We start from the raw sequence: 18,868 nt of genomic DNA, 5'->3' as shown, positions 1-18,868 counted from the left end.
GTGGAGCTGTCTCGTAAGGCGGCTGTGGCCGGGACGGACCGTCTCGCGGAGCGGGATACCCGGTGAACGCACACAGAGCGCGCATTACCCTGCGGGTATGACCTCGCACTCTCCTCTCGCAGGCACCGACCCGACCGCGGCCGCCGCGTCCCCCGTCACGCTGACCGCCCGGCGGGCCCGCGCCGCCGCCGACGAGATCGCGCCACTCCCGCGCTCCGTCAAGGACGCCGCGCTGCTGGCCGTGGCCGACGCGCTCGAGGCCCGTACGGACGAGATCGTCGAGGCCAACGCGCAGGACGTCGCCAAGGCCCGCGCCGCCGGCACGAGCGAGACGGTCATCGACCGGCTGACGCTGACCGCCGAGCGGGTCGCCGCCATCGCGTCCGACGTACGGGACGTGGCGGGGCTGCCCGACCCGGTCGGCGAGGTCGTACGCGGCTCCACCCTGCCCAACGGCATCGACCTGCGGCAGGTGCGCGTGCCGCTCGGCGTCGTCGGGATCATCTACGAGGCCCGGCCGAACGTGACCGTGGACGCGGCGGCGCTCTGTCTGAAGTCCGGCAACGCGGTACTGCTGCGCGGCTCGTCGTCGGCGTACGCCTCCAACACGGCCCTCGTCGGCGTCCTGCGCGACGCGATCGCCGGGGCCGGCCTGCCCGCCGACGCGGTGCAGCTCGTGCCGGGAGAGTCCCGCGATTCGGTACGTGAGCTGATGCGCGCCCGCGGTCTGGTCGACGTGCTGATCCCGCGCGGCGGCGCGTCCCTGATCCGTACGGTCGTCGAGGAGTCCACCGTCCCCGTCATCGAGACGGGCACCGGCAACTGCCACGTCTACGTGGACGCCGAGGCCGACATCGACATGGCCGTCGCCATCCTGGTGAACTCCAAGGCGCAGCGGCCCAGCGTCTGCAACGCCGCCGAGACGCTCCTCGTCCACCGGGAGATCGCCGACGCCTTCCTGCCCCGCGCGCTGGACGCGCTCGCCGAGGCGGGCGTCACGGTCCACGGCGACGAGCGGGTGCTCCCGTACGCCGACGGGTCCAAGGCGGCCGTCGTGGCGGCCACGGAGGACGACTGGGAGGCCGAGTACCTGTCGTACGACATCGCCGCCGCCGTCGTCGACTCGCTGGACGGGGCCGTCACCCACATCCGCCGCTGGACCTCCGGGCACACCGAGGCCATCGTCACGACGTCGCAGGCCGCCGCACGCCGCTTCACCCAGCTGGTGGACTCCACGACGGTCGCGGTGAACGCGTCCACCCGTTTCACCGACGGCGGTCAGTTCGGTTTCGGCGCCGAGATCGGCATCTCGACGCAGAAGCTGCACGCGCGCGGTCCGATGGGCCTTCCCGAGCTGACCTCGACGAAGTACATCGTGACGGGCGACGGTCACACGCGTTAGCGAAGCTCTGGTTCGCACGTTCTCTGCCCAAAACGACCGTCCAGGTCTACGCTGAACGAGTGCCGGACGACGTGGGGGGCAGGCCGTTCCAGGACGGCTGGGACCCTGAGGACCCTGTCGACCGCGGAGGCGCGGACGAGGACTTCGCCTCCGTGGTGTTCGACGAGGACTTCGTACGGGCCGCCGAGGTCCATGAACCGACCGCCGTCGAGCGGCTGTTGGCTGCCGCCCAGGCGCGCGCCGAGGCCGAGGCGACCCGGACGAGGGCCGGGAAGGCCCATCCGGACGACGATCTCTACGACGACGGGTACGCCGCCGAGTACGGCGCCCGCGATCCCGGCCACGACGGCGCGTACGGCCCGCTGGACGCCGACGACGAGTACGAGGAGTACCGCGACGGTACGGGCCCCTACGGGCGCCACGGAGGCGCCCTGCGCCCCTATCGGGGGCATGCGCGCTGGCACCGGCCCGTGGCCTGGATACTGGCCCTGCTGATGGGCATCGGGATGGTGGCGCTCGCCTTCACCGCGGTCTACCGGGGGGCGGCCTCCGGGGGCCGGGAGGACCGGGTTCCGGTGCCCGCGACGAGCGACAACTCGCGGCCCGGTGGCCCCTCGGCCTCCGCCGAGTACTCCGCGCCCGCCGCGTCCGCGGTTCCGCGCAGTACGCCGTGACGGGGCGCGTCCGGGGCCGGACCTCCGCCGATCACCCTCCGTGCGGGAAGTCGTCACAACTTGTGGCGCACCAGGGCGTTTACGATCCCTTCCGCCGACCTACCCTGAAGATATGGCAGGGCGCGGAGAGCCACCTGAGGGGGCACCCGAGGGCCTCCCGGGTGGCAGCGACGACGAGTACCGGTCCGTCGTCTTCGACGAATCGTTCGTGCGGGCTGCCCGCCTCCAGGAGTACTCCGCACAGGAGCGGCTGGACGATCACGAGAAGGCCGTACGCAGCCGGCCCGCCTGGAAGGCCCGGGGCAGCGGGGGCGGGGACGGCCGGGGACGCAGGAGCGCGGGGCCCATGCAGGCTCTGGTGCTCGTCCTGCTCGTCGCGATCGCCTTCGGTACGGCGATCTACCTGGGCGTACGCCACCCGTACCAGCCGCCGACGGCCGGCCGGGCGGAGCTGCTGCGGACCACGCTGATACCGCTGGCCCCGAGAGGGGCGGTGCCGGGCGGGGAGCCCGCCGAACTCTTCGCGCGCAGTCCGGCCGCGCAGTTCCGCACGGGCGCCGAGGGCATCCCGCTGCCGTCCGCGCGGCGCACCGCCCACTTCTCGGAGGGGCAGGTGATGTCCGCCCTGACCATCGCGAAGGACTACCTCGTCGAGTCGTCCCTGGACCCGGACGTTCTGAAGGGCGCCACGGTCCGCCCGGTGCGCACCCTGCTCGACCCCGACCAGCTGACCCAGTTCGACCGCGGCTTCGACGCCCCGGCCGACGACGGCAGGCACGCGGCCGCGGGGTGGCTGGTCCGCTTCGACCCGTCGAAGGTCACGCTCGCAGGCGCCCAGCCGCGCGTACAAGGCGTACTGCACGTCGAGGAGACGGAGTCCGGCCGCCTCGAAGTGACCTCCGACCACACCTTCGTCTACGCGCTGCGCCCGGCGGGAGACTCCGCCGGGGAGCCGCGGGCGGACGGCGCGTCGCTCTTCACCGTCCGCCGCGAGCTGCACTTCCGCTTCGACCGCGACGACCTGCGGATGCACCGGGCCGAACTGCTCGTCTCGTACGTCCAGGCCGGGCCCCAGGCCTGCTCCGCCGACGCGGCGAGCCACCTGCGGCCGGTACTGGCCGGGCAGCGAGCCATCGCCGAGGGGCCCGCCGGGACCGACCCGTACGCGACGGGTCCGGCCACGGCGGCCCTGTGCGGGACGCTCGCGCCGAGCGCCATGCCGAGCCCGCGGGGCGGCGGCTAGCCCTTGCCGGCGTCCTCGCCGGGGTCCTTGCCGCTGCCGTTGCCGCTGCTGTTGGCGCCGGTGAACTTGTCCCGCAGCTTGCCGCCCAGGTCGCCCGCGCCGCCCGCGATGTCGCCCACGAGCTTCATCAGGGGGTCCTTGCTGGTACGCACCGTGTCGGCGTAGTGCGACGCGGACTCGCGGAAGGAGTCCGTGACGGACGTGTCGCCGTCCGTGTCGCGCTTCGGGTAGTGGCCGTCCATGATCCGCTGGTAGTCGCGGCTCTCCGCCCACTTCTTCAGTTCGGCGGCCCGCACGGTGGTGAACGGGTGCGAGCGCGGCAGCACGTTGAGGATCTTCAGCACGGAATCGCGGAGGTCGCCCCCCGCTTCGTACTCCTCGGCCTGCTCCAGGAACGCGTCCACGTTCATCTCGTGCAGATGGTTGCCTCCGGCGATCTTCATCAGGCCGCGCATCGACGCCTGGAGGTCCTGGCCGACCAGCAGGCCCGCGCGGTCGGCGGAGAGCTCCGACTTGCGGAACCACTCGCGCAGCGCCGTCACGATCGCCATGATCGCGATGTTGCCGAGGGGGATCCAGGCGATCTTGAGTGCCAGGCTCGTGAGGAAGAGCAGGATGGTGCGGTAGACGGAGTGGCCGGACAGGGCGTGGCCCACCTCGTGGCCGACGACCGCTCGCATCTCCTCCTCGTCGAGCAGCTCGACCAGGCCGGTGGTGACCACGATGATCGGCTCGTCGAGACCGATGCACATGGCGTTGGGCTTGGGGTCCTGCGTGACGTACATCGGCGGGACCTTCTCCAGGTCCAGGATGTAACAGGCGTCCAGCAGCATGGCGTGCAGATGGGCGAACTGCGCCTCGCTCACCCGCACCGAGTCGGAGAGGAAGAGCAGCCGCAGGCTGCGCTCGGGGAGCAGCCCGCTCAGTGCCTTGAACACCGTGTCGAAACCGGTGAGCTTGCGCAGGGCCACCAGGGCCGAGCGGTCCGCCGGATGTTCGTACGCCCGGGACGAGATGCCCGGGAAGCGCCGGCGATTGCGGCTCGGTACGTTCTCGTGATTGCCGTCGGTCATGGGTGGCCCCCTGTCTACGAGTGTTTCCCGTCCCCCGGACCGCCTCAGCGTATGTGCTCACGCGCCGCGCGCTCGGCCGGTTCCTGGAGCCGGACATTGCGTGAACGACTGAGTCGGCGTGAGCGTGCCCGTACCGCCCGCATACGATGTCCGCGAAGTTTCCGAAGTTCTCCGCTCCGACTCCCGGATAGGTCCTGCCGCAGATGAGCCTCCACAGCACCGCTGTCTCCCTCGTGACCCTCGCCTCCGGAGAGGGCGGCGAGCAGGGAGGGAACCACGAATCCCTCAACCCGTACCTCACCGGCGCCGGCGCGTTCCTCGCGCTCATGGTGCTGCTGTGGATCACCACCCGCTTCAACCGCGACCGCTGAGGCAGGGCCGCGAGACGGGGCCAGTAGGCTCTGCACGCATGGGAGAGCAGCAAAGGCCGGGCGGTACCGGAAAGCGCCGACTCGGCGTGATGGGCGGGACGTTCGATCCGATCCATCACGGACACCTGGTGGCCGCCAGTGAGGTGGCCGCCCAGTTCCACCTCGACGAGGTGGTGTTCGTACCGACCGGGCAGCCGTGGCAGAAGAGCCACAAGCAGGTGTCCCCGGCCGAGGACCGCTATCTGATGACGGTCATCGCCACGGCGTCCAATCCGCAGTTCTCGGTGAGCCGGATCGACATCGACCGTGGCGGTCCGACGTACACCATCGACACGCTGCGGGATCTGCGCGATCTGAACAGCGACGCGGACCTCTTCTTCATCACCGGCGCCGACGCGCTCGCCCAGATCCTCACCTGGCGGGACGCGGAGGAGCTGTTCTCGCTCTCCCACTTCATCGGTGTGACCAGGCCCGGCCACGACCTGACGGACGACGGGCTGCCCAAGGGCGGCGTGTCCCTGGTGGAGGTGCCGGCGCTGGCGATCTCGTCGACCGACTGCCGTGCGAGGGTCGCGGCGGGGGAGCCTGTCTGGTATCTCGTTCCGGACGGTGTGGTCCGCTACATCGACAAGCGCGCGCTGTACCGCGACTGAGGGGCCGGCGCGGCCGTACGGGGAGCACAGACAAGCACGGAGAGGGGCACCGGTGAACGACCGACAGTACCCGTACGACCCGTACGCGCAGGATCCGTACGCCCAGCAGCCGGAGATCATCGGCTACGACGCGTACGGGCAGCCGGTGTACCAGCAGGCGCAGCAGCAGCCGCCGCAGTACGACGCGGAACAGCAGCAGGGGTACGGCTATGACCCGTACGCCCAGGAGCAGCAGCAGCGGCAGCCGTCGTACGACCCTTACGCCCAGCAGCAGCAACAGCAGCAGTACGGGTACGTCGACACCGCTCAGCAGCAGTGGATTCCGCAGCAGGCCGCTCCCACTTCTCCCCCCGCCCCGGAACCGGAGCCGGAGCCGGCCCCCGAGCCCGTCGTCGTGCCCGAGCAGCGCCGGCCCAAGAACGACAACCAGTACGCGACCGAGCAGTTCTCCTTCGTCGAAGAGCCGGACGAGAACTCCGAAGATGTCATCGACTGGCTGAAGTTCACCGAGAGCCGCACCGAGCGCCGCGAGGAAGCCAGGCGCCGCGGCCGCAACCGCGTCGTCTCGCTGGTCGTCGCCCTGACCCTCGTCGTCGCGGGCGGCGTCGGCTATCTCTGGTACGCGGGCATGCTGCCCGGCCTCTCCGGCGAGGAGGGCGCTCCGAGCGCCGCGTCGGGCCCGGAGAAACGCGATGTGATCGCGCTGCACCTGCACACCCCTCAGGGCGCCACTTCGACCGTGCTGCTCGTGGACAACACCACCACCAAGCGGGGCACCACCGTCCTGCTTCCCAACTCGCTGTCCGTCTCGAACGACGACGGCACCACGACCACGCTCGCCAAGTCCGTCGACGACGACGGCTCGGCGGGCACGCGAGAGGCGATCGGTTCCGTACTGGGGACGAAGATCGGCGGCACCTGGCGCCTCGACACCCCGTACCTGGAGAACCTGGTCGAGCTGGTCGGCAACATCGAGATCGACACCGACACCGACGTGCCCGACACCAAGAAGGGCGCCACGCCCGTGGTGAGGCAGGGCAAGGCGCAGACGCTGAGCGGCCGGATGGCCGTCGCGTACGCCACCTACCGGGGGCCGGGCGAGGCCGAGGGCAAGCAGCTCCAGCGGTTCGGCCAGGTCGTGCAGGGCGTACTGAAGAAGATCTCGGACGACCCGCAGGCCGCGACCACCACCGTCCGCACCCTGGTGCAGGTCCTCGACCCCTCACTGCCGGAAAAGGACCTCGGCGCCTCGCTCGCCAAGCTCGCCGAGCACGCCAAGCGCGGCGCCCACGAGACGGCGCTGCTGCCGGTCCAGCCCGACGGCACGCTGAGCGATTCCGCCGCCGAGAATGTGGTGAAGGACATCCTGGGCGGCTCGGCCAGCAGCCCGGAGCAGGGCGCGACCGTGCGGGTCGGCGTCAGGAACGCCCATGGGAACACCGACGCCACCGAGACCGCCAGGATCGCGCTGATCACCGGCGGATACGCGTTCGTGGACACCGGCAAAGCCGCCGCCGCGGTGACGTCGTCGCAGGTCAGCTATGGCGACGCGGCCCGGAAGGTGGAGGCCGAGGAGGTCGCGAAGACTCTGGGCCTGCCGGCGGGCGCGGTGCGCAAGGGCAAGGCGGTTGCGAACGCCGATGTGACGGTCGTACTGGGCCAGGATTTCACTGTGAAGTAATCCCGTCGGGGCTGTCGGCGGTCCGTGAGACCCTGGAGGTACCTCTGACCGCCGACGAAAGCCTGCTAGTGACCGCCACTGACCGTTCCATCGAGCTCATCAACGCCGCCGCTCAGGCGGCCGCAGACCGGCTCGCGCACGACATCATCGCGTACGACGTCAGCGATGTGCTGTCCATCACCGACGCCTTCCTGGTCGCCTCGGCGCCCAACGACCGCCAGGTCAAGTCGATCGTCGACGAGATCGAGGAGCGGCTGAACAAGGATCTCGGCGCCAAGCCCGTGCGTCGCGAGGGCGACCGCGAGGCCCGCTGGGTGCTCCTCGACTACGTCGACATCGTCGTCCACGTCCAGCACAGCGAGGAGCGTGTCTTCTACGCTCTCGAGCGCCTCTGGAAGGACTGCCCCGAGATCTCGCTGCCCGAGGACGCCGTCAAGACCCGCGGCCTGGCCGAAGAGCACGCCAAGCTGCGTGCGGCCGGTGATGTGGACGGAGACCTGAGCTGAACGGCAGCGGCACCGGCACCGGCACTGAGAAGAAGGGCCGGGGCCGCCGGATCGTTCTGTGGCGGCACGGCCAGACGTCCTGGAACCTGGAGCGCCGGTTCCAGGGCAGCACGGACATCGAGCTGACCGGGACCGGCGTTGCCCAGGCGCGCCGGGCCGCCAGGCTGCTCGCCTCCCTGAAGCCGGACGCGATGATCGCGTCCGACCTCAAGCGGGCGGCGGCCACGGCCGGCGAGCTGGCGGCACTGACCGGCCTCGACGTGACGCACGACGCGGCGCTGCGCGAGACGTACGCGGGTGCCTGGCAGGGTCTGACGCACGACGAGATCATCGGTCGGTTCGGCGAGCAGTACGCGGCGTGGAAGCGCGGCGAGCCGGTGCGGCGCGGTGGCGGCGAGCTGGAGACCGAGGTCGCCGACCGGGCGGCTCCTGTCGTGCTCGCGCACGCCGACAAGCTGGCCGACAACGGCACGCTGGTCGTCGTCAGCCACGGCGGCACCATCCGCACCACGATCGGCCGGCTCCTGGGTCTGGAGTCGTATCACTGGGAGGGCCTCGGCGGGCTTTCCAACTGCTGCTGGTCGGTGCTGGGCGAAGGCGCCCGCGGCTGGCGGCTGCTGGAGCACAACGCCGGGACGCTCCCGGAACCGGTGCTCGGCGACGACGACTGACGGATTTCACTTATCCCAGGTCGCAGGCTAAAGTTCTTCTTGTTCGCAGCGCACAGCGCCGAGAACAGCGGGGCTATAGCTCAGTTGGTAGAGCGCCTGCATGGCATGCAGGAGGTCAGGAGTTCAATTCTCCTTAGCTCCACAATCAGGATCCCGGTTCCTCTTCCAGGAGGGGCCGGGATTTGTTGTTGTACCGGGCCGGGGATTCCGTCTGCTGCCGGCTCTCACATGCCGTCCGTACGCGCCGCGCAACTGTGCGACATTCCTGGGCAGTTCGCAGCGCGGGCAGTTGCTCGGCGTCGCGACATTCGGCATTCTCTTCCTGAACCGGCCGAATGCGCCGGGGGCGCATGCGTACGTGAATGCGCTGCGGGTATGCGCCCTCGCGGCGGCCGCCGCGTCGATCTTCGGAGCCGCGACGGGCCTCCTGCGCTCACGACCGCTGACCCCCTTGCGGAGCCATGGCAGAATCGGACCGCCGGAGGGGGACGACGGTCTGATGGGGAGGGAGAGCGCGATGCCCGCGAGCATCCTCGATGCGGTCCGTGGTCTGCCCGGCAGCGACAACGGAGGTATCGCGTACGTGTGCACGGCCTGCCGCCACAGCTGGAACTGAGTGATGGGCGCACACAGGCGGAAATGCGACTGGTGCGGCAGTGGCACGCCCATCGTCAGGGACATGGAACCGGTCAACCCCGACTACCAGTACTGGTGCGAGGAATGCGCCCGGGCGCTGATCATAAAAGGCGACCCCATCGAGACGTACCGCGAACTCGAAGGGGAGCCGATCTACGGACGGCTGCTCGACGAGCACTGCACGCTCAAGCGCTTCTATTCGTTCGCCACAGCGTGAACAGGGTGAACAGCACGGCGAGGGCCGTGAGCGGGTAGAGCGCCGACAGTGCCATCTGGAGGGCGTTCTGGGTGAGTTCGAGCCGTCCCGGGCCGTGCGGAACCCACCAGAGCGCGTACGAACAGAACACGGCCGCGGTTGCCACCGCGCCTCCCGTCCTGCCGCGCGCCGCCAGGAACAGCACCACAGGCACGCACCACACCCAGTGGTGCGACCAGGACACCGGGCTGACGAGCAGTGCGGTCACCGCGCACGCGACCACCGCCCCCGCCCTCTCCCCGCGCAGTTCGGCCGCCACCGCGACGGTGAGGCCCGTCACGGCCGCCAGGGCGGCGGCCACGGCCCACCAGGAGCCCGGATCGCCGGTGTGCAGCAGCCGGGCCAGGACGCCGCGCAGGGACTGGTTGGCGGTGTCCTCGGCGTGCCCCACCCGGCCCGCCTCGAAGACCATCCGCGTCCAGTAGCGGTGCGAGTCGTACGGCAGGACGGCCGCGGCCGTCACAGTGGCCGCGAGAAAGACCGCGGCGGCCGTCGCGGCCTGCCGTAGCCACGGGTTCGGCGCCGTGCGTACGGCGACTCTTGCCCGTACGAGACCGGCGAACAGGAGGAAGACCGCGAAGAGCGCGGGTGTGAGCTTCACCGCTGCGGCCAGGCCGATGCCGGCGCCCGCCCACCGGTGGCCGTCGCGGCGGGTGAGGTCCCACAGCACGGCCGCCGCGAGCAGCAGGTTGATCTGCCCGTACCGCAGCGTCGTCCACACCGGCTCGCACCAGACGGCGAACGCGGCGGTCAACAGGACGGCGGTGGCGCTCTCGCGGCCCACCAGCCGCAGCGACAGGCGGACCAGCGCGACGAGCAGGACGAGGTTCCCGGCGGTCGCGAGGGTGCGCATTTCGGGGACGCCGAGGAGCGTCAGCGGGGTGAACAGGAGGGCGGCGAAAGGGGGATAGGTGGTCGGCAGGTTCGCCTCGGTGGCGCGCATCGCGTAGAGGTCCTGGCCCGCGCGTACGGTCTCGCCCTCGGCCCGGTAGACCATCAGGTCGATCATCGATACGCCGGCGGCACGCTGGGCGGCCCAGAAGGCCGCGAAGGAGAGCAGGCAGACCGAGGCGGCGACGAGTATCGGCCGCCTGGCGAGGGCGGGGCGGGCGGCGGTGGTCTGCGCGGTCACGGTCACGCGGGCTGACAGTACCGGGCGTAAAGGGACAGAACGGGTGTGCGGACAAAGGATTTGGTGGAGGGCCGGGGGGACCGTGTAATGTTGGCGGAGCCGCCGGGGAAGCCCGCGAAGCGGCAGAACGCAAGGGGCTATAGCTCAGTTGGTAGAGCGCCTGCATGGCATGCAGGAGGTCAGGAGTTCAATTCTCCTTAGCTCCACAGGACGAAGGTCCCCCGGTCGAATCGACCGGGGGACCTTCGCGTTTCCGGGGCGGCTCAGTCCCTGCCGCTTCCCAGCGCCTTTCTGCCGCCGGGCGGCAACGCGGGACGGGCCGGGCGCTCGGGGGCCTCCTGTTCGAGGCGCAGCGCCAGCTCGGGGCAGCGGCGTACGGCACGCTGCGCGCGCCCCCGCAGGTGCACCGGGACCGACGCGTCCGCGAGCGCCGGGTAGCCGTCGGGACCGAGACGGATCAGCTCGGGGACGATGTCCGCGCACAGGCCGTGGCCCTTGCACAGCGTCCAGTCCACCGCGAACTTCTCGCCGCTCGGGATGCCCTCTTCCTCGTAACCGGGGCCCGGCAGGGGCAGTACGCCCACCGTCTCGCGGCCGCAGCCGCCGCCCAGGACGTGCGCCGCGAGGTCGTCGGTGAAGGCGTTGAGGGTGGAGACGAAGAAGCGCACCGAACCGTCGGGGTGCTTGCACGCGCCCCGGCCCTTCACGGCCTGCGTCACTTCGCGCAGCGCCTCCAGGGCGGCCTGACCTCCTCCGTTGAGTACGTCCGAGAGGCCGCCGGCGGCGGCGGGCAGGCCCAGGCGGCAGGGGCCGCACTGGCCGGCTGTCTCCGCGGCCAGCCAGTTCGCTACGCGCAGCGACTCGCCCAGCGGGCAGGTCTCGGGGCCGATCGGGAGGATCGCGCCCGCCCCCAGTGCGCCGCCGAACGAGGCGAGGGACTCGCGGGAGATCACGGCGTCGTGCGCGGCGACCGCGTCGATCCAGTTGCCGTGATAGCCGCCCGTCAGCACGCCCTGGGGGAGCGGCGGGGCTCCGGCCATCTGGAGGACGTAACGCAGGGGCACACCTGTGGGGACCTCGACCACCATGGGGCGCGCGACCGCGCCGGAGATGGTGAGCATGACCGTTCCCGGCTCGTTCTCCAGGCCGGTGTGGCCGTAGCGGCGGGCGCCTATGCGGGCGGCCACGGCGAGCTGCGCGAAGGTCTCCGTGTTGGACAGCAGGGTCGGTGCGCCTCCGACGCCTGTCTCCGAGGCGCGCTCGCGGCGTCCGGGCGGGAGCGCCGGGCCGCCGTTCGCGGCACGGATCAGGGAGGACGCCTCGCCGGAGACCATGCGCTCCGGGGTGCGTACGATCCGTGCGCGCAGTTGCTGTCCGCGCCGGTCGGACAGGCCTCGCTCGGCGAACGCGGCGCGTATGGAGGCCTCGGTCGAGTTCCGGGTGACGCCGACGATCAGGGTGCGGGCCCCGAGAGCCTCGGCCGCGAGCAGGGCGCCGTCGAGCGCCAGGTGCGGGGCTCGGTTGAGCAGGACGGTGTCCTTGCGGCAGGCGGGCTCGCCCTCACTGCCGTTGATGACGACCACGGGCCGGACCCCGCGTCTGATGGAGGCCTGTGCCACCGCCCGCAGCTTCCTGCCGAAGGGGAAGCCTGCGCCGCCGCGGCCGCGCAGGGAGATGTAGTCGGCGAGTTCGGCCAGGCGCTCCCCGCCCATCGGCTCCAGCGGGCCGTGCACCTTCAGGTGCATGCCGAGGTCGAGGCGCTCGACCAGGTCGAAGCCGGTCGTCAACTGGGGAAGGCCGACTACGCGTACTTCGGGGACGTCGGGAAGGGGGGCGTTCAACGTCGGTCTCCTGCGGGTGCGTGCCAAGGTTCTCCGGCGGCGGGCCGGTAGAGCTGACCCGGCGCGGGCTCGGTTTCGTCGAGGGGGTGGGGGCGGGGGAGCGGGCCGGTGGGCGCGTCCGGGGCGTACGCGGGAGCGTCGGGTACGGCGTTACGGCCGTTCCAGGGAACGTCGGTTTCCGGGTTCGGACCGTTCCAGGGAGCGTCCGTTCCGCCGTACTGGCCGTTCCCGGGAACGGCCGTTCCGGCGGTCGGGCCGTTCCAGGGAACGTCCGATTCGCGGTACTGGTCGTTCCCGGGAACGTTCGGTACGGCGGCGTTGGGGCCGTACCCGGGAAGGTCGGGTGCCGGGACGGCTCCCGGGCCGTACGCCGCGCGGTCGGGGTCGTAGGGCGGGCGGACGGCCTGCGCGGGGGGACGGGGCGACGGCGTGGGCCAGCGGGGCGGTGGAGGCGCGGCGTGGACGGGGAGCTCCTCGGTCATGGGGATCTGTTCCGCCAGCGGGATCCGTTCCGTGGGGGCTGAGGCCGACGCGGTCGAAGCCGATACGGCGCGGTACGCCGCCGATATGCCGGGGTCTGTCGCCGCGCGTAGACCCTCCGGGGAGCGCCCGGCTTCGTACAGCGGCGGGGCCGGAGCCGCGAGGCGCTGCGGCGGGGGCTTGGTGTCGTCACGGAAGAGCTGCTCGGGCTGTCGCTGGGCCCGTGGCGGCTCCTGCGGCGGCGCGAACCCGGCGCCCGGCAGCGGGGAGGTGGCGGCGTCGCGCGGCGCCGGGTCAGGCGCCTGCGCCAGGGAGCCGGACGTGGCCAGAGCCACTACCCGGTCGGCGATGGCCCGCTTCAGCGGGGGAGGGAGCAGGCGCAGTGAGAGGGCGCCGACGACCGCCGTGAGGGACAGGGCGTACATCGTGACGACCCAGCCCGCGGCGGGCCGGCCCGCGAACAGGCCGTGCACGAGCGCCGACCCCCAGGCCGGGTACGCGACCATGTGCAGCGACCGCCAGCGGCCCGCTGTGCGTCCCGGGGTGGCGAACGCACTGCGCAGGGCGCCGGTCGAGGCGGCGACGACCATGAGGAACCCGGCGAGGGAGCCGAATCCGATGAGGCCGGACGTACCGCTGACTCCGAGGCCGAAGGGGACGAGGGCGCCCAGGAGAGCGACGTGGCCCAGCGAGACCTTGACCGTCACGTGCAGCAGCAGGAAGCCGATGGAGGCGACCGCGGTGGCGCGGTGCACGCCCTGGGCGAGGAGACGGTGGCGCGGCCGGAGCAGCAGCCGGTCGGTCGCCAGCAGGCCCCAGGCGACGGCGGCGGTCAGGGAGACCAGGGAGAGGACTCCGGTGGTGAAGTCGAGCGCGGCGCGCAGACTGTCGCTGCCGACGACGGCGATCAGCGGTATGAGGATCAACGCGACGGCGGTGAGGCCTCCTTGGGCGGGGCGGCTCAACGCGGGGAAAGCGAGGGAGGAACGTATTTTTCGATGAGGGTTCATATGAGGGGTCATGGGGGCGACTCCGAATGGTTCGGCAAAGTGGTCCCGTTGCCGCATGCTAGGTCGCCCCATACCAGGCAGTGCGGCGTTTGAGGGTTTAACGCGGTGAGTGTGGGAAAACTTGCTCGCCCGTTGCCCCGGATAGGGCCGATACGCGGAGTAACCCCGTCCGCAAGGGGTGCCCATGGGGCGCTCGGTCCGCCGTCCGGATACTCGATGCGTCCCTCTCGGGCGCTGCGGTACCCTGACGCCATGCGTGCCGTACGCCTTCTGCTTAGTGAGCCGCGCTGATCAGTCCCGACGGATGAAAGATCCGGTCGGAATCGGCGCGGCGTCCCCTCCTGTGCGAGGGGATTTTTCATTGGCTGAACGTCACAGTTCATTCGCTGAACGTCACAGTCTGAATGTCGCAGCCGCTGGCAGAGACGATCGATGGAGCTTTGAGGATCATGAGCGAGACGAATTCTGCTGCCGAGGTGGCAGCGCCGCACCGCTACACGGCCGCGATGGCCGCTGACATCGAGGCACGCTGGCAGGACTTCTGGGACGCAGAGGGAACGTACGAGGCGCCGAACCCCAGCGGCGACCTGGCGGGCGACGCGGAGCTGGCCGCCAAGCCCAAGAAGTTCATCATGGACATGTTCCCGTACCCCTCGGGTGCGGGACTGCATGTCGGCCACCCGCTGGGCTACATCGCGACCGACGTCTTCGCCCGCCACCAGCGCATGACCGGCCACAACGTCCTGCACACGCTGGGCTTCGACGCCTTCGGCCTGCCCGCCGAGCAGCACGCGGTCGCCACCGGCACGCACCCCCGGGTGTCGACCGAGGCCGCCATGGACAACATGAAGCAGCAGCTGCGTCGGCTGGGCCTGGGGCACGACAAGCGCCGCTCCATCGCGACGATCGACGCGGACTACTACAAGTGGACCCAGTGGATCTTCCTGCAGATTTTCAACTCCTGGTACGACCGTGAGGCGGACCGCGCCCGGCCGATCGCCGAACTGGTGGCGCAGTTCGAGAGCGGGGAGCGCGCGACGCCGGACGCGCGCCCGTGGAGTGAGCTGAGCGCCGCCGAGCGCGCCGACGTCCTGAGCGGATACCGCCTGGCGTACGCCTCCGACGCGCCCGTGAACTGGGCGCCGGGCCTGGGCACCGTACTGGCCAACGAGGAAGTCACCGCCGACGGCCGCTCCGAGCGCGGGAACTTCCCCGTCTTCAAGGCCAAGCTGCGCCAGTGGAACATGCGCATCACCGCCTACTCGGACCGTCTGCTGGACGACCTGGACGGCGTGGACTGGCCCGAGGCGATCAAGCTGCAGCAGCGCAACTGGATCGGGCGAAGCGAGGGCGCGCGCGTCGATTTCGCCGTTGAATGTCACAGGCCGGCCGGCGACGACGCGATCACCGTCTTCACCACCCGTCAGGACACGCTGTTCGGCGCCACGTACATGGTGCTGGCGCCCGAGCACGAGCTGGTCGAGAAGATCGTCCCGGCCGCCTGGCCCGAGGGCACGCACGACGTGTGGACCGGCGGCCACGCCACCCCGGCCGAGGCTGTCGCGGCGTACCGCGCCCAGGCCGCCTCGAAATCCGACGTCGAGCGGCAGGCCGAGGCCAAGGACAAGACCGGCGTCTTCACCGGCGCGTACGCCGCCAACCCGGTCAGCGGCGACCAGGTCCCCGTCTTCATCGCGGACTACGTGCTGATGGGCTACGGCACCGGCGCGATCATGGCCGTACCGGCGCACGACTCCCGTGACTTCGCCTTCGCGCGCGCCTTCGAGCTGCCGATGCGCTGCGTTGTCGAGCCGTCCGACGGGCGCGGCACGGACCCGGCGGAGTGGGACGACGCGTTCGCCTCGTACGACGCGAAGATCGTGAACTCGGCGGGCGAGGACATCTCGCTGGACGGCCTGGGTGTCGTCGACGCCAAGGCGAAGATCACCGAGTGGCTGGCCGCACGCGGCATCGGTGAGGGCACCGTCAACTACCGGTTGCGCGACTGGCTGTTCAGCCGGCAGCGCTACTGGGGCGAGCCCTTCCCGATCGTCTACGACGAGGACGGCATCGCCCACCCGCTGCCCGAGTCGATGCTGCCGCTGGAGCTGCCGGAGGTCGACGACTACTCGCCGCGGACCTTCGACCCGGACGACGCCGACTCCCGGCCCGAGACGCCGCTGTCGCGCAACGAGGACTGGGTCAATGTGACGCTGGACCTGGGCGACGGTCCGAAGAAGTACCGGCGCGAGACCAACACCATGCCCAACTGGGCCGGTTCCTGCTGGTACGAGCTGCGCTACCTGGACCCGCACAACAGCGAGAAGCTGGTCGACCCCGCGATCGAGCAGTACTGGATGGGGCCGCGCGAGGGCATGCCGCACGGCGGCGTGGATCTGTATGTCGGCGGCGCCGAGCACGCAGTACTGCACCTGCTGTACGCGCGGTTCTGGTCCAAGGTGCTGTTCGACCTGGGACATGTGTCGTCGTCCGAGCCGTTCCACAAGCTGTACAACCAGGGCATGATCCAGGCCTTCGTCTACCGGGACTCGCGCGGCATCGCGGTGCCGGCGGCCGAGGTCGAGGAGCGCGACGGCAGCTTCTGGTACCAGGGCGAGAAGGTCAGCCGCGTCCTGGGCAAGATGGGGAAGTCCCTGAAGAACGCGGTCACTCCGGACGAGATCTCCGCCGAGTACGGCGCGGACACGCTGCGGCTGTACGAGATGGCGATGGGTCCGCTGGACGTGTCGCGGCCGTGGGACACGCGCGCGGTGGTCGGCCAGTACCGGCTGCTGCAGCGGCTGTGGCGCAATGTCGTCGACGAGACGACGGGCGAGGTCACGGTCGTCGACACGGAGCCCGACGAGGACACGCTGCGTGCCCTGCACAAGGCGATCGACGGCGCCGGGCAGGACATGGCGGGGATGCGTTTCAACACCGCCATCGCCAAGATCACCGAGCTGAACAACCACCTGACGAAGGCCGGCGGCCCGCTGTCGCGGTCGGTCGCCGAGCGGCTGGTGCTGCTGATCGCGCCGCTGGCGCCGCACATCGCGGAGGAGCTGTGGCGCAAGCTGGGGCACACGGATTCCGTGGTGCACCAGGACTTCCCGGTCGCCGATCCGGCGTACGTCGTGGACGAGACCGTGACGTGCGTCGTGCAGGTCAAGGGCAAGGTCAAGGCGCGGCTGGAGATCTCCCCCTCGATCGGTGACGAGGAACTGGAGAAGCTGGCGCTGGCCGACCCGGCCGTGGTCGCGGCGCTGGGCGGCGCGGGGATCCGCAAGGTGATCGTGCGGGCGCCGAAGCTGGTGAACATCGTTCCGGCGTAATGACCGGGTAGATGCGGGTAGGTGCTTTCCCCTACGGGCAGGTTGGGGGTTCCGATGGAACCCTCAGCCTGCCCGTTCCGTTTACGGTGGAGAGACCACGCGAGCCGAGTGGACCGACAACGGAGGGGCGCTCATGGAAGCCGTCATCCTGATCCTTGCGCTGCTCTTCGTGGCGTTCGTGGCGACGGGGGTGTACGTGAGCGTGAAAGCGGTCGGTGCGGCCAAGCGCGGCGTGGACCGTACGCTCACGCAGGCGCGACGCACCGTCGAGGACACCACCCTGCGGGCGAAAAGCTTCGGGCAGGTGGGCGTCGCCGGTGAGCTGGCCCAGTTGCGGCTTTCTCTGCGCACGTCGATGAAGGCCACCCAGGAGGCGCTGAACGCCGGCGTCGTGGAGGACGCCTCGCTGTCGGAGTCGCTCGGCCTGTTCGAGCGACTGAGCGCGCACGGGCACGAACTGGACGACGACCTGAGGCGGCTGGAGCGCGAGCCGGACAAGGCGCGGGTCGCGGAGCTGCTGCCGGACCTGCGTGAGCGTACGGAACGGGTGACGCATGCGGCGGACTCGCTGCGGTGGGCGGCGCGGGACCGGGCCCAGCGGTTCGCCGACGACGACCTCGCCTCCCTGAGCGCGCAGATCGAGGTGGAGTCGGGGGCGCTGCGGCACTGGGCCACGGGGCCCGACGCGGACGCCTCCTGGCCGGCGGCGGACGCGACGGATGTGACGGACCGCGCTGCTGGGGCGGCGGACCGCAAGGACGTGGCCGACGCGGCGCGCCGGGCGGCTGCCGGGCCCCAGGCGATCACGGCGCGTGATCCTCGCGCGCAGACCACGTACCCGTGGCAGAAGACGGCCCGCCCGGAGGGCACCGTCTGAGACGGTTCCGGTACCCCGGTGGATCATTGAGAGGGCCCGGGCTGCCGCCGGGCGCCCTGGCCGGGTAACCTCCCGCTCATGTCCCGCCATGTCGCTATCGTCACCGATTCAACGGCCTACCTGCCGCAGCAGACGATGGAGCGGCACGGCATCACCGCGGTGCCGTTGACCGTCGTCATCGGCGATCAGGCCCTCGAGGAGGGCACCGAGATTTCGGCCCGCTCACTGGCTCTGGCACTGCAGAAACGCCGGTTCGTGACGACATCGAGGCCGAGCCCCGAGGTTTTCGCCGCGACCTATCGCGCGGCGGCGGAAGCCGGGGCGACCGCCATCGTGTCGCTGCACCTCTCCTCCGAGTTCTCCGGCACGTACGACGCCGCCGTGCTCGCCGCGCACGGCGCCCCGGTGCCGGTGCGCGTGGTGGACACCGGAATGGTCGCGATGGCACTGGGCTTCTGCGCGCTGTCTGCGGCGGAGATCGTCGACGCGGGCGGCACGGTGGACGAGGCGGTGGCCGCCGCGGAGAAGCGTGCGGCGGGCATGTCGGCGTACTTCTACGTGGACACGCTGGACTACCTGCGCCGCGGCGGCCGCATCGGCGCCGCGCAGGCGCTGCTCGGGTCGGCGCTCGCGGTCAAGCCGCTGCTGGAGCTGGACGGTGGCCGCATCGAGATGCTGGAGAAGGTACGTACGGCCTCCAAGGCGATCGCGCGGCTGGAGGAGATCGTCGCCGAGCGGGCGGGCACACGCCCCGTGGACATCGCGGTGCACCACCTGGCGGCTCCCGAGCGGGCCGAACGACTGGCGGAGCGGCTGCGCGAGCGGGTCCCCGGGCTGGCGGAGCTGCATGTCAGCGAGGTGGGGGCGGTGATCGGCGCGCACACGGGGCCGGGGCTGCTGGCGGTCGTGGTCGCGCCGCACTGAAACGCTGAACACCCCCGTGGGGGTGGCGGAGATATCCACAACGGGCGGGTTGTCCACGGGAATTGACCGTGATCAGCGCGGACGGGCGGATGTGCCTACCGTCTCG

Annotated in this window: 16 protein-coding genes and 2 tRNA genes; 14 read left to right on the top strand and 4 right to left on the bottom strand. The window is 70.9% G+C overall.

Features of this window, described 5'->3' with window-relative positions:
- The first annotated feature begins 97 nt into the window (after positions 1-97).
- The 3 genes from AC1P0E_RS10675 (at position 98) to AC1P0E_RS10665 (ending at position 3,319) form a co-directional block, all read left to right on the top strand.
- Positions 98-1,402 (top strand): glutamate-5-semialdehyde dehydrogenase, encoded by a 1,305-nt coding sequence (locus tag AC1P0E_RS10675; protein WP_482741934.1) that lies wholly within the window; start codon positions 98-100, stop codon positions 1,400-1,402.
- 59 nt (positions 1,403-1,461) lie between these two features.
- A complete protein-coding gene (locus AC1P0E_RS10670; protein WP_482741933.1) occupies positions 1,462-2,076 on the top strand; it encodes an SCO2584 family spore wall biosynthesis protein in 615 nt (204 codons plus the stop codon).
- A gap of 112 nt (positions 2,077-2,188) precedes the next feature.
- Complete coding sequence (locus tag AC1P0E_RS10665) at positions 2,189-3,319, top strand: SCO2583 family membrane protein (RefSeq protein WP_482741932.1); 1,131 nt, start codon at positions 2,189-2,191, stop codon at positions 3,317-3,319.
- On the opposite strand, the gene AC1P0E_RS10660 is transcribed toward AC1P0E_RS10665, so the two are convergent.
- A complete protein-coding gene (locus tag AC1P0E_RS10660) occupies positions 3,316-4,392 on the bottom strand; it encodes a M48 family metallopeptidase (protein WP_482741931.1) in 1,077 nt (358 codons plus the stop codon). The genes AC1P0E_RS10665 and AC1P0E_RS10660 overlap by 4 nt on opposite strands.
- 203 nt (positions 4,393-4,595) lie before the next feature.
- On the opposite strand from AC1P0E_RS10660, the gene AC1P0E_RS10655 reads away from it, so the two are divergent.
- From AC1P0E_RS10655 to AC1P0E_RS10625, 7 genes are all read left to right on the top strand, one after another.
- Positions 4,596-4,763: a hypothetical protein gene (locus AC1P0E_RS10655; RefSeq protein ID WP_482741930.1), complete on the top strand. Its 168-nt coding sequence runs from the start codon at positions 4,596-4,598 to the stop codon at positions 4,761-4,763.
- Positions 4,764-4,801: 38 nt separating this feature from the next.
- Positions 4,802-5,416, top strand: a complete 615-nt coding sequence (gene nadD, locus AC1P0E_RS10650) for a nicotinate-nucleotide adenylyltransferase (protein WP_482741929.1) — start codon at positions 4,802-4,804, stop codon at positions 5,414-5,416.
- Positions 5,417-5,468: 52 nt separating this feature from the next.
- Entirely contained in the window at positions 5,469-7,097 is a 1,629-nt protein-coding gene (locus tag AC1P0E_RS10645; RefSeq protein WP_482741928.1) for an LCP family protein, read from the top strand.
- Between the two features lie 68 nt (positions 7,098-7,165).
- Positions 7,166-7,603 (top strand): ribosome silencing factor, encoded by a 438-nt coding sequence (rsfS, locus tag AC1P0E_RS10640; RefSeq protein WP_482741927.1) that lies wholly within the window; start codon positions 7,166-7,168, stop codon positions 7,601-7,603.
- Positions 7,600-8,274, top strand: coding sequence for a histidine phosphatase family protein (locus AC1P0E_RS10635; RefSeq protein WP_482745715.1), 675 nt, complete (start codon positions 7,600-7,602; stop codon positions 8,272-8,274). Before rsfS ends, AC1P0E_RS10635 begins: the two co-directional genes overlap by 4 nt.
- Before the next feature lie 69 nt (positions 8,275-8,343).
- Positions 8,344-8,416, top strand: a tRNA-Ala gene (locus AC1P0E_RS10630).
- A 477-nt stretch (positions 8,417-8,893) separates the two neighbouring features.
- The gene (locus AC1P0E_RS10625) at positions 8,894-9,127 is read left to right on the top strand and encodes a hypothetical protein (RefSeq protein ID WP_016643127.1); all 234 of its coding nucleotides are present in this window, start codon (positions 8,894-8,896) and stop codon (positions 9,125-9,127) included.
- Here the strand turns inward: AC1P0E_RS10625 and AC1P0E_RS10620 are convergent.
- Positions 9,096-10,304 carry a glycosyltransferase 87 family protein gene (locus AC1P0E_RS10620; protein ID WP_482741926.1) on the bottom strand — a complete coding sequence of 403 codons (1,209 nt, stop codon included), beginning with the start codon at positions 10,302-10,304 and terminating at the stop codon, positions 9,096-9,098. The genes AC1P0E_RS10625 and AC1P0E_RS10620 overlap by 32 nt on opposite strands.
- A gap of 127 nt (positions 10,305-10,431) precedes the next feature.
- On the opposite strand from AC1P0E_RS10620, the gene AC1P0E_RS10615 reads away from it, so the two are divergent.
- Positions 10,432-10,504 (top strand) — tRNA-Ala (locus AC1P0E_RS10615).
- A gap of 57 nt (positions 10,505-10,561) precedes the next feature.
- Here AC1P0E_RS10615 and AC1P0E_RS10610 read toward each other — a convergent pair.
- Positions 10,562-12,139 carry an NADH-ubiquinone oxidoreductase-F iron-sulfur binding region domain-containing protein gene (locus AC1P0E_RS10610; protein ID WP_482741925.1) on the bottom strand — a complete coding sequence of 526 codons (1,578 nt, stop codon included), beginning with the start codon at positions 12,137-12,139 and terminating at the stop codon, positions 10,562-10,564.
- Positions 12,136-13,584 (bottom strand): hypothetical protein, encoded by a 1,449-nt coding sequence (locus AC1P0E_RS10605; protein WP_482741924.1) that lies wholly within the window; start codon positions 13,582-13,584, stop codon positions 12,136-12,138. Before AC1P0E_RS10605 ends, AC1P0E_RS10610 begins: the two co-directional genes overlap by 4 nt.
- Positions 13,585-14,078: 494 nt before the next feature.
- On the opposite strand from AC1P0E_RS10605, the gene leuS reads away from it, so the two are divergent.
- The 3 genes from leuS (at position 14,079) to AC1P0E_RS10590 (ending at position 18,762) form a co-directional block, all read left to right on the top strand.
- Positions 14,079-16,961, top strand: coding sequence for a leucine--tRNA ligase (gene leuS / locus AC1P0E_RS10600; RefSeq protein ID WP_482741923.1), 2,883 nt, complete (start codon positions 14,079-14,081; stop codon positions 16,959-16,961).
- A 133-nt stretch (positions 16,962-17,094) separates the two neighbouring features.
- A complete protein-coding gene (locus AC1P0E_RS10595) occupies positions 17,095-17,838 on the top strand; it encodes a hypothetical protein (RefSeq protein ID WP_482741922.1) in 744 nt (247 codons plus the stop codon).
- A gap of 78 nt (positions 17,839-17,916) precedes the next feature.
- Positions 17,917-18,762, top strand: coding sequence for a DegV family protein (locus AC1P0E_RS10590; RefSeq protein ID WP_482741921.1), 846 nt, complete (start codon positions 17,917-17,919; stop codon positions 18,760-18,762).
- The last annotated feature ends 106 nt before the right edge of the window (positions 18,763-18,868 follow it).

It is taken from the genome of Streptomyces sp. TRD_SC_5 (genome assembly GCF_056836825.1).
This window is presented reverse-complemented; position numbering and strand designations above follow the sequence as displayed.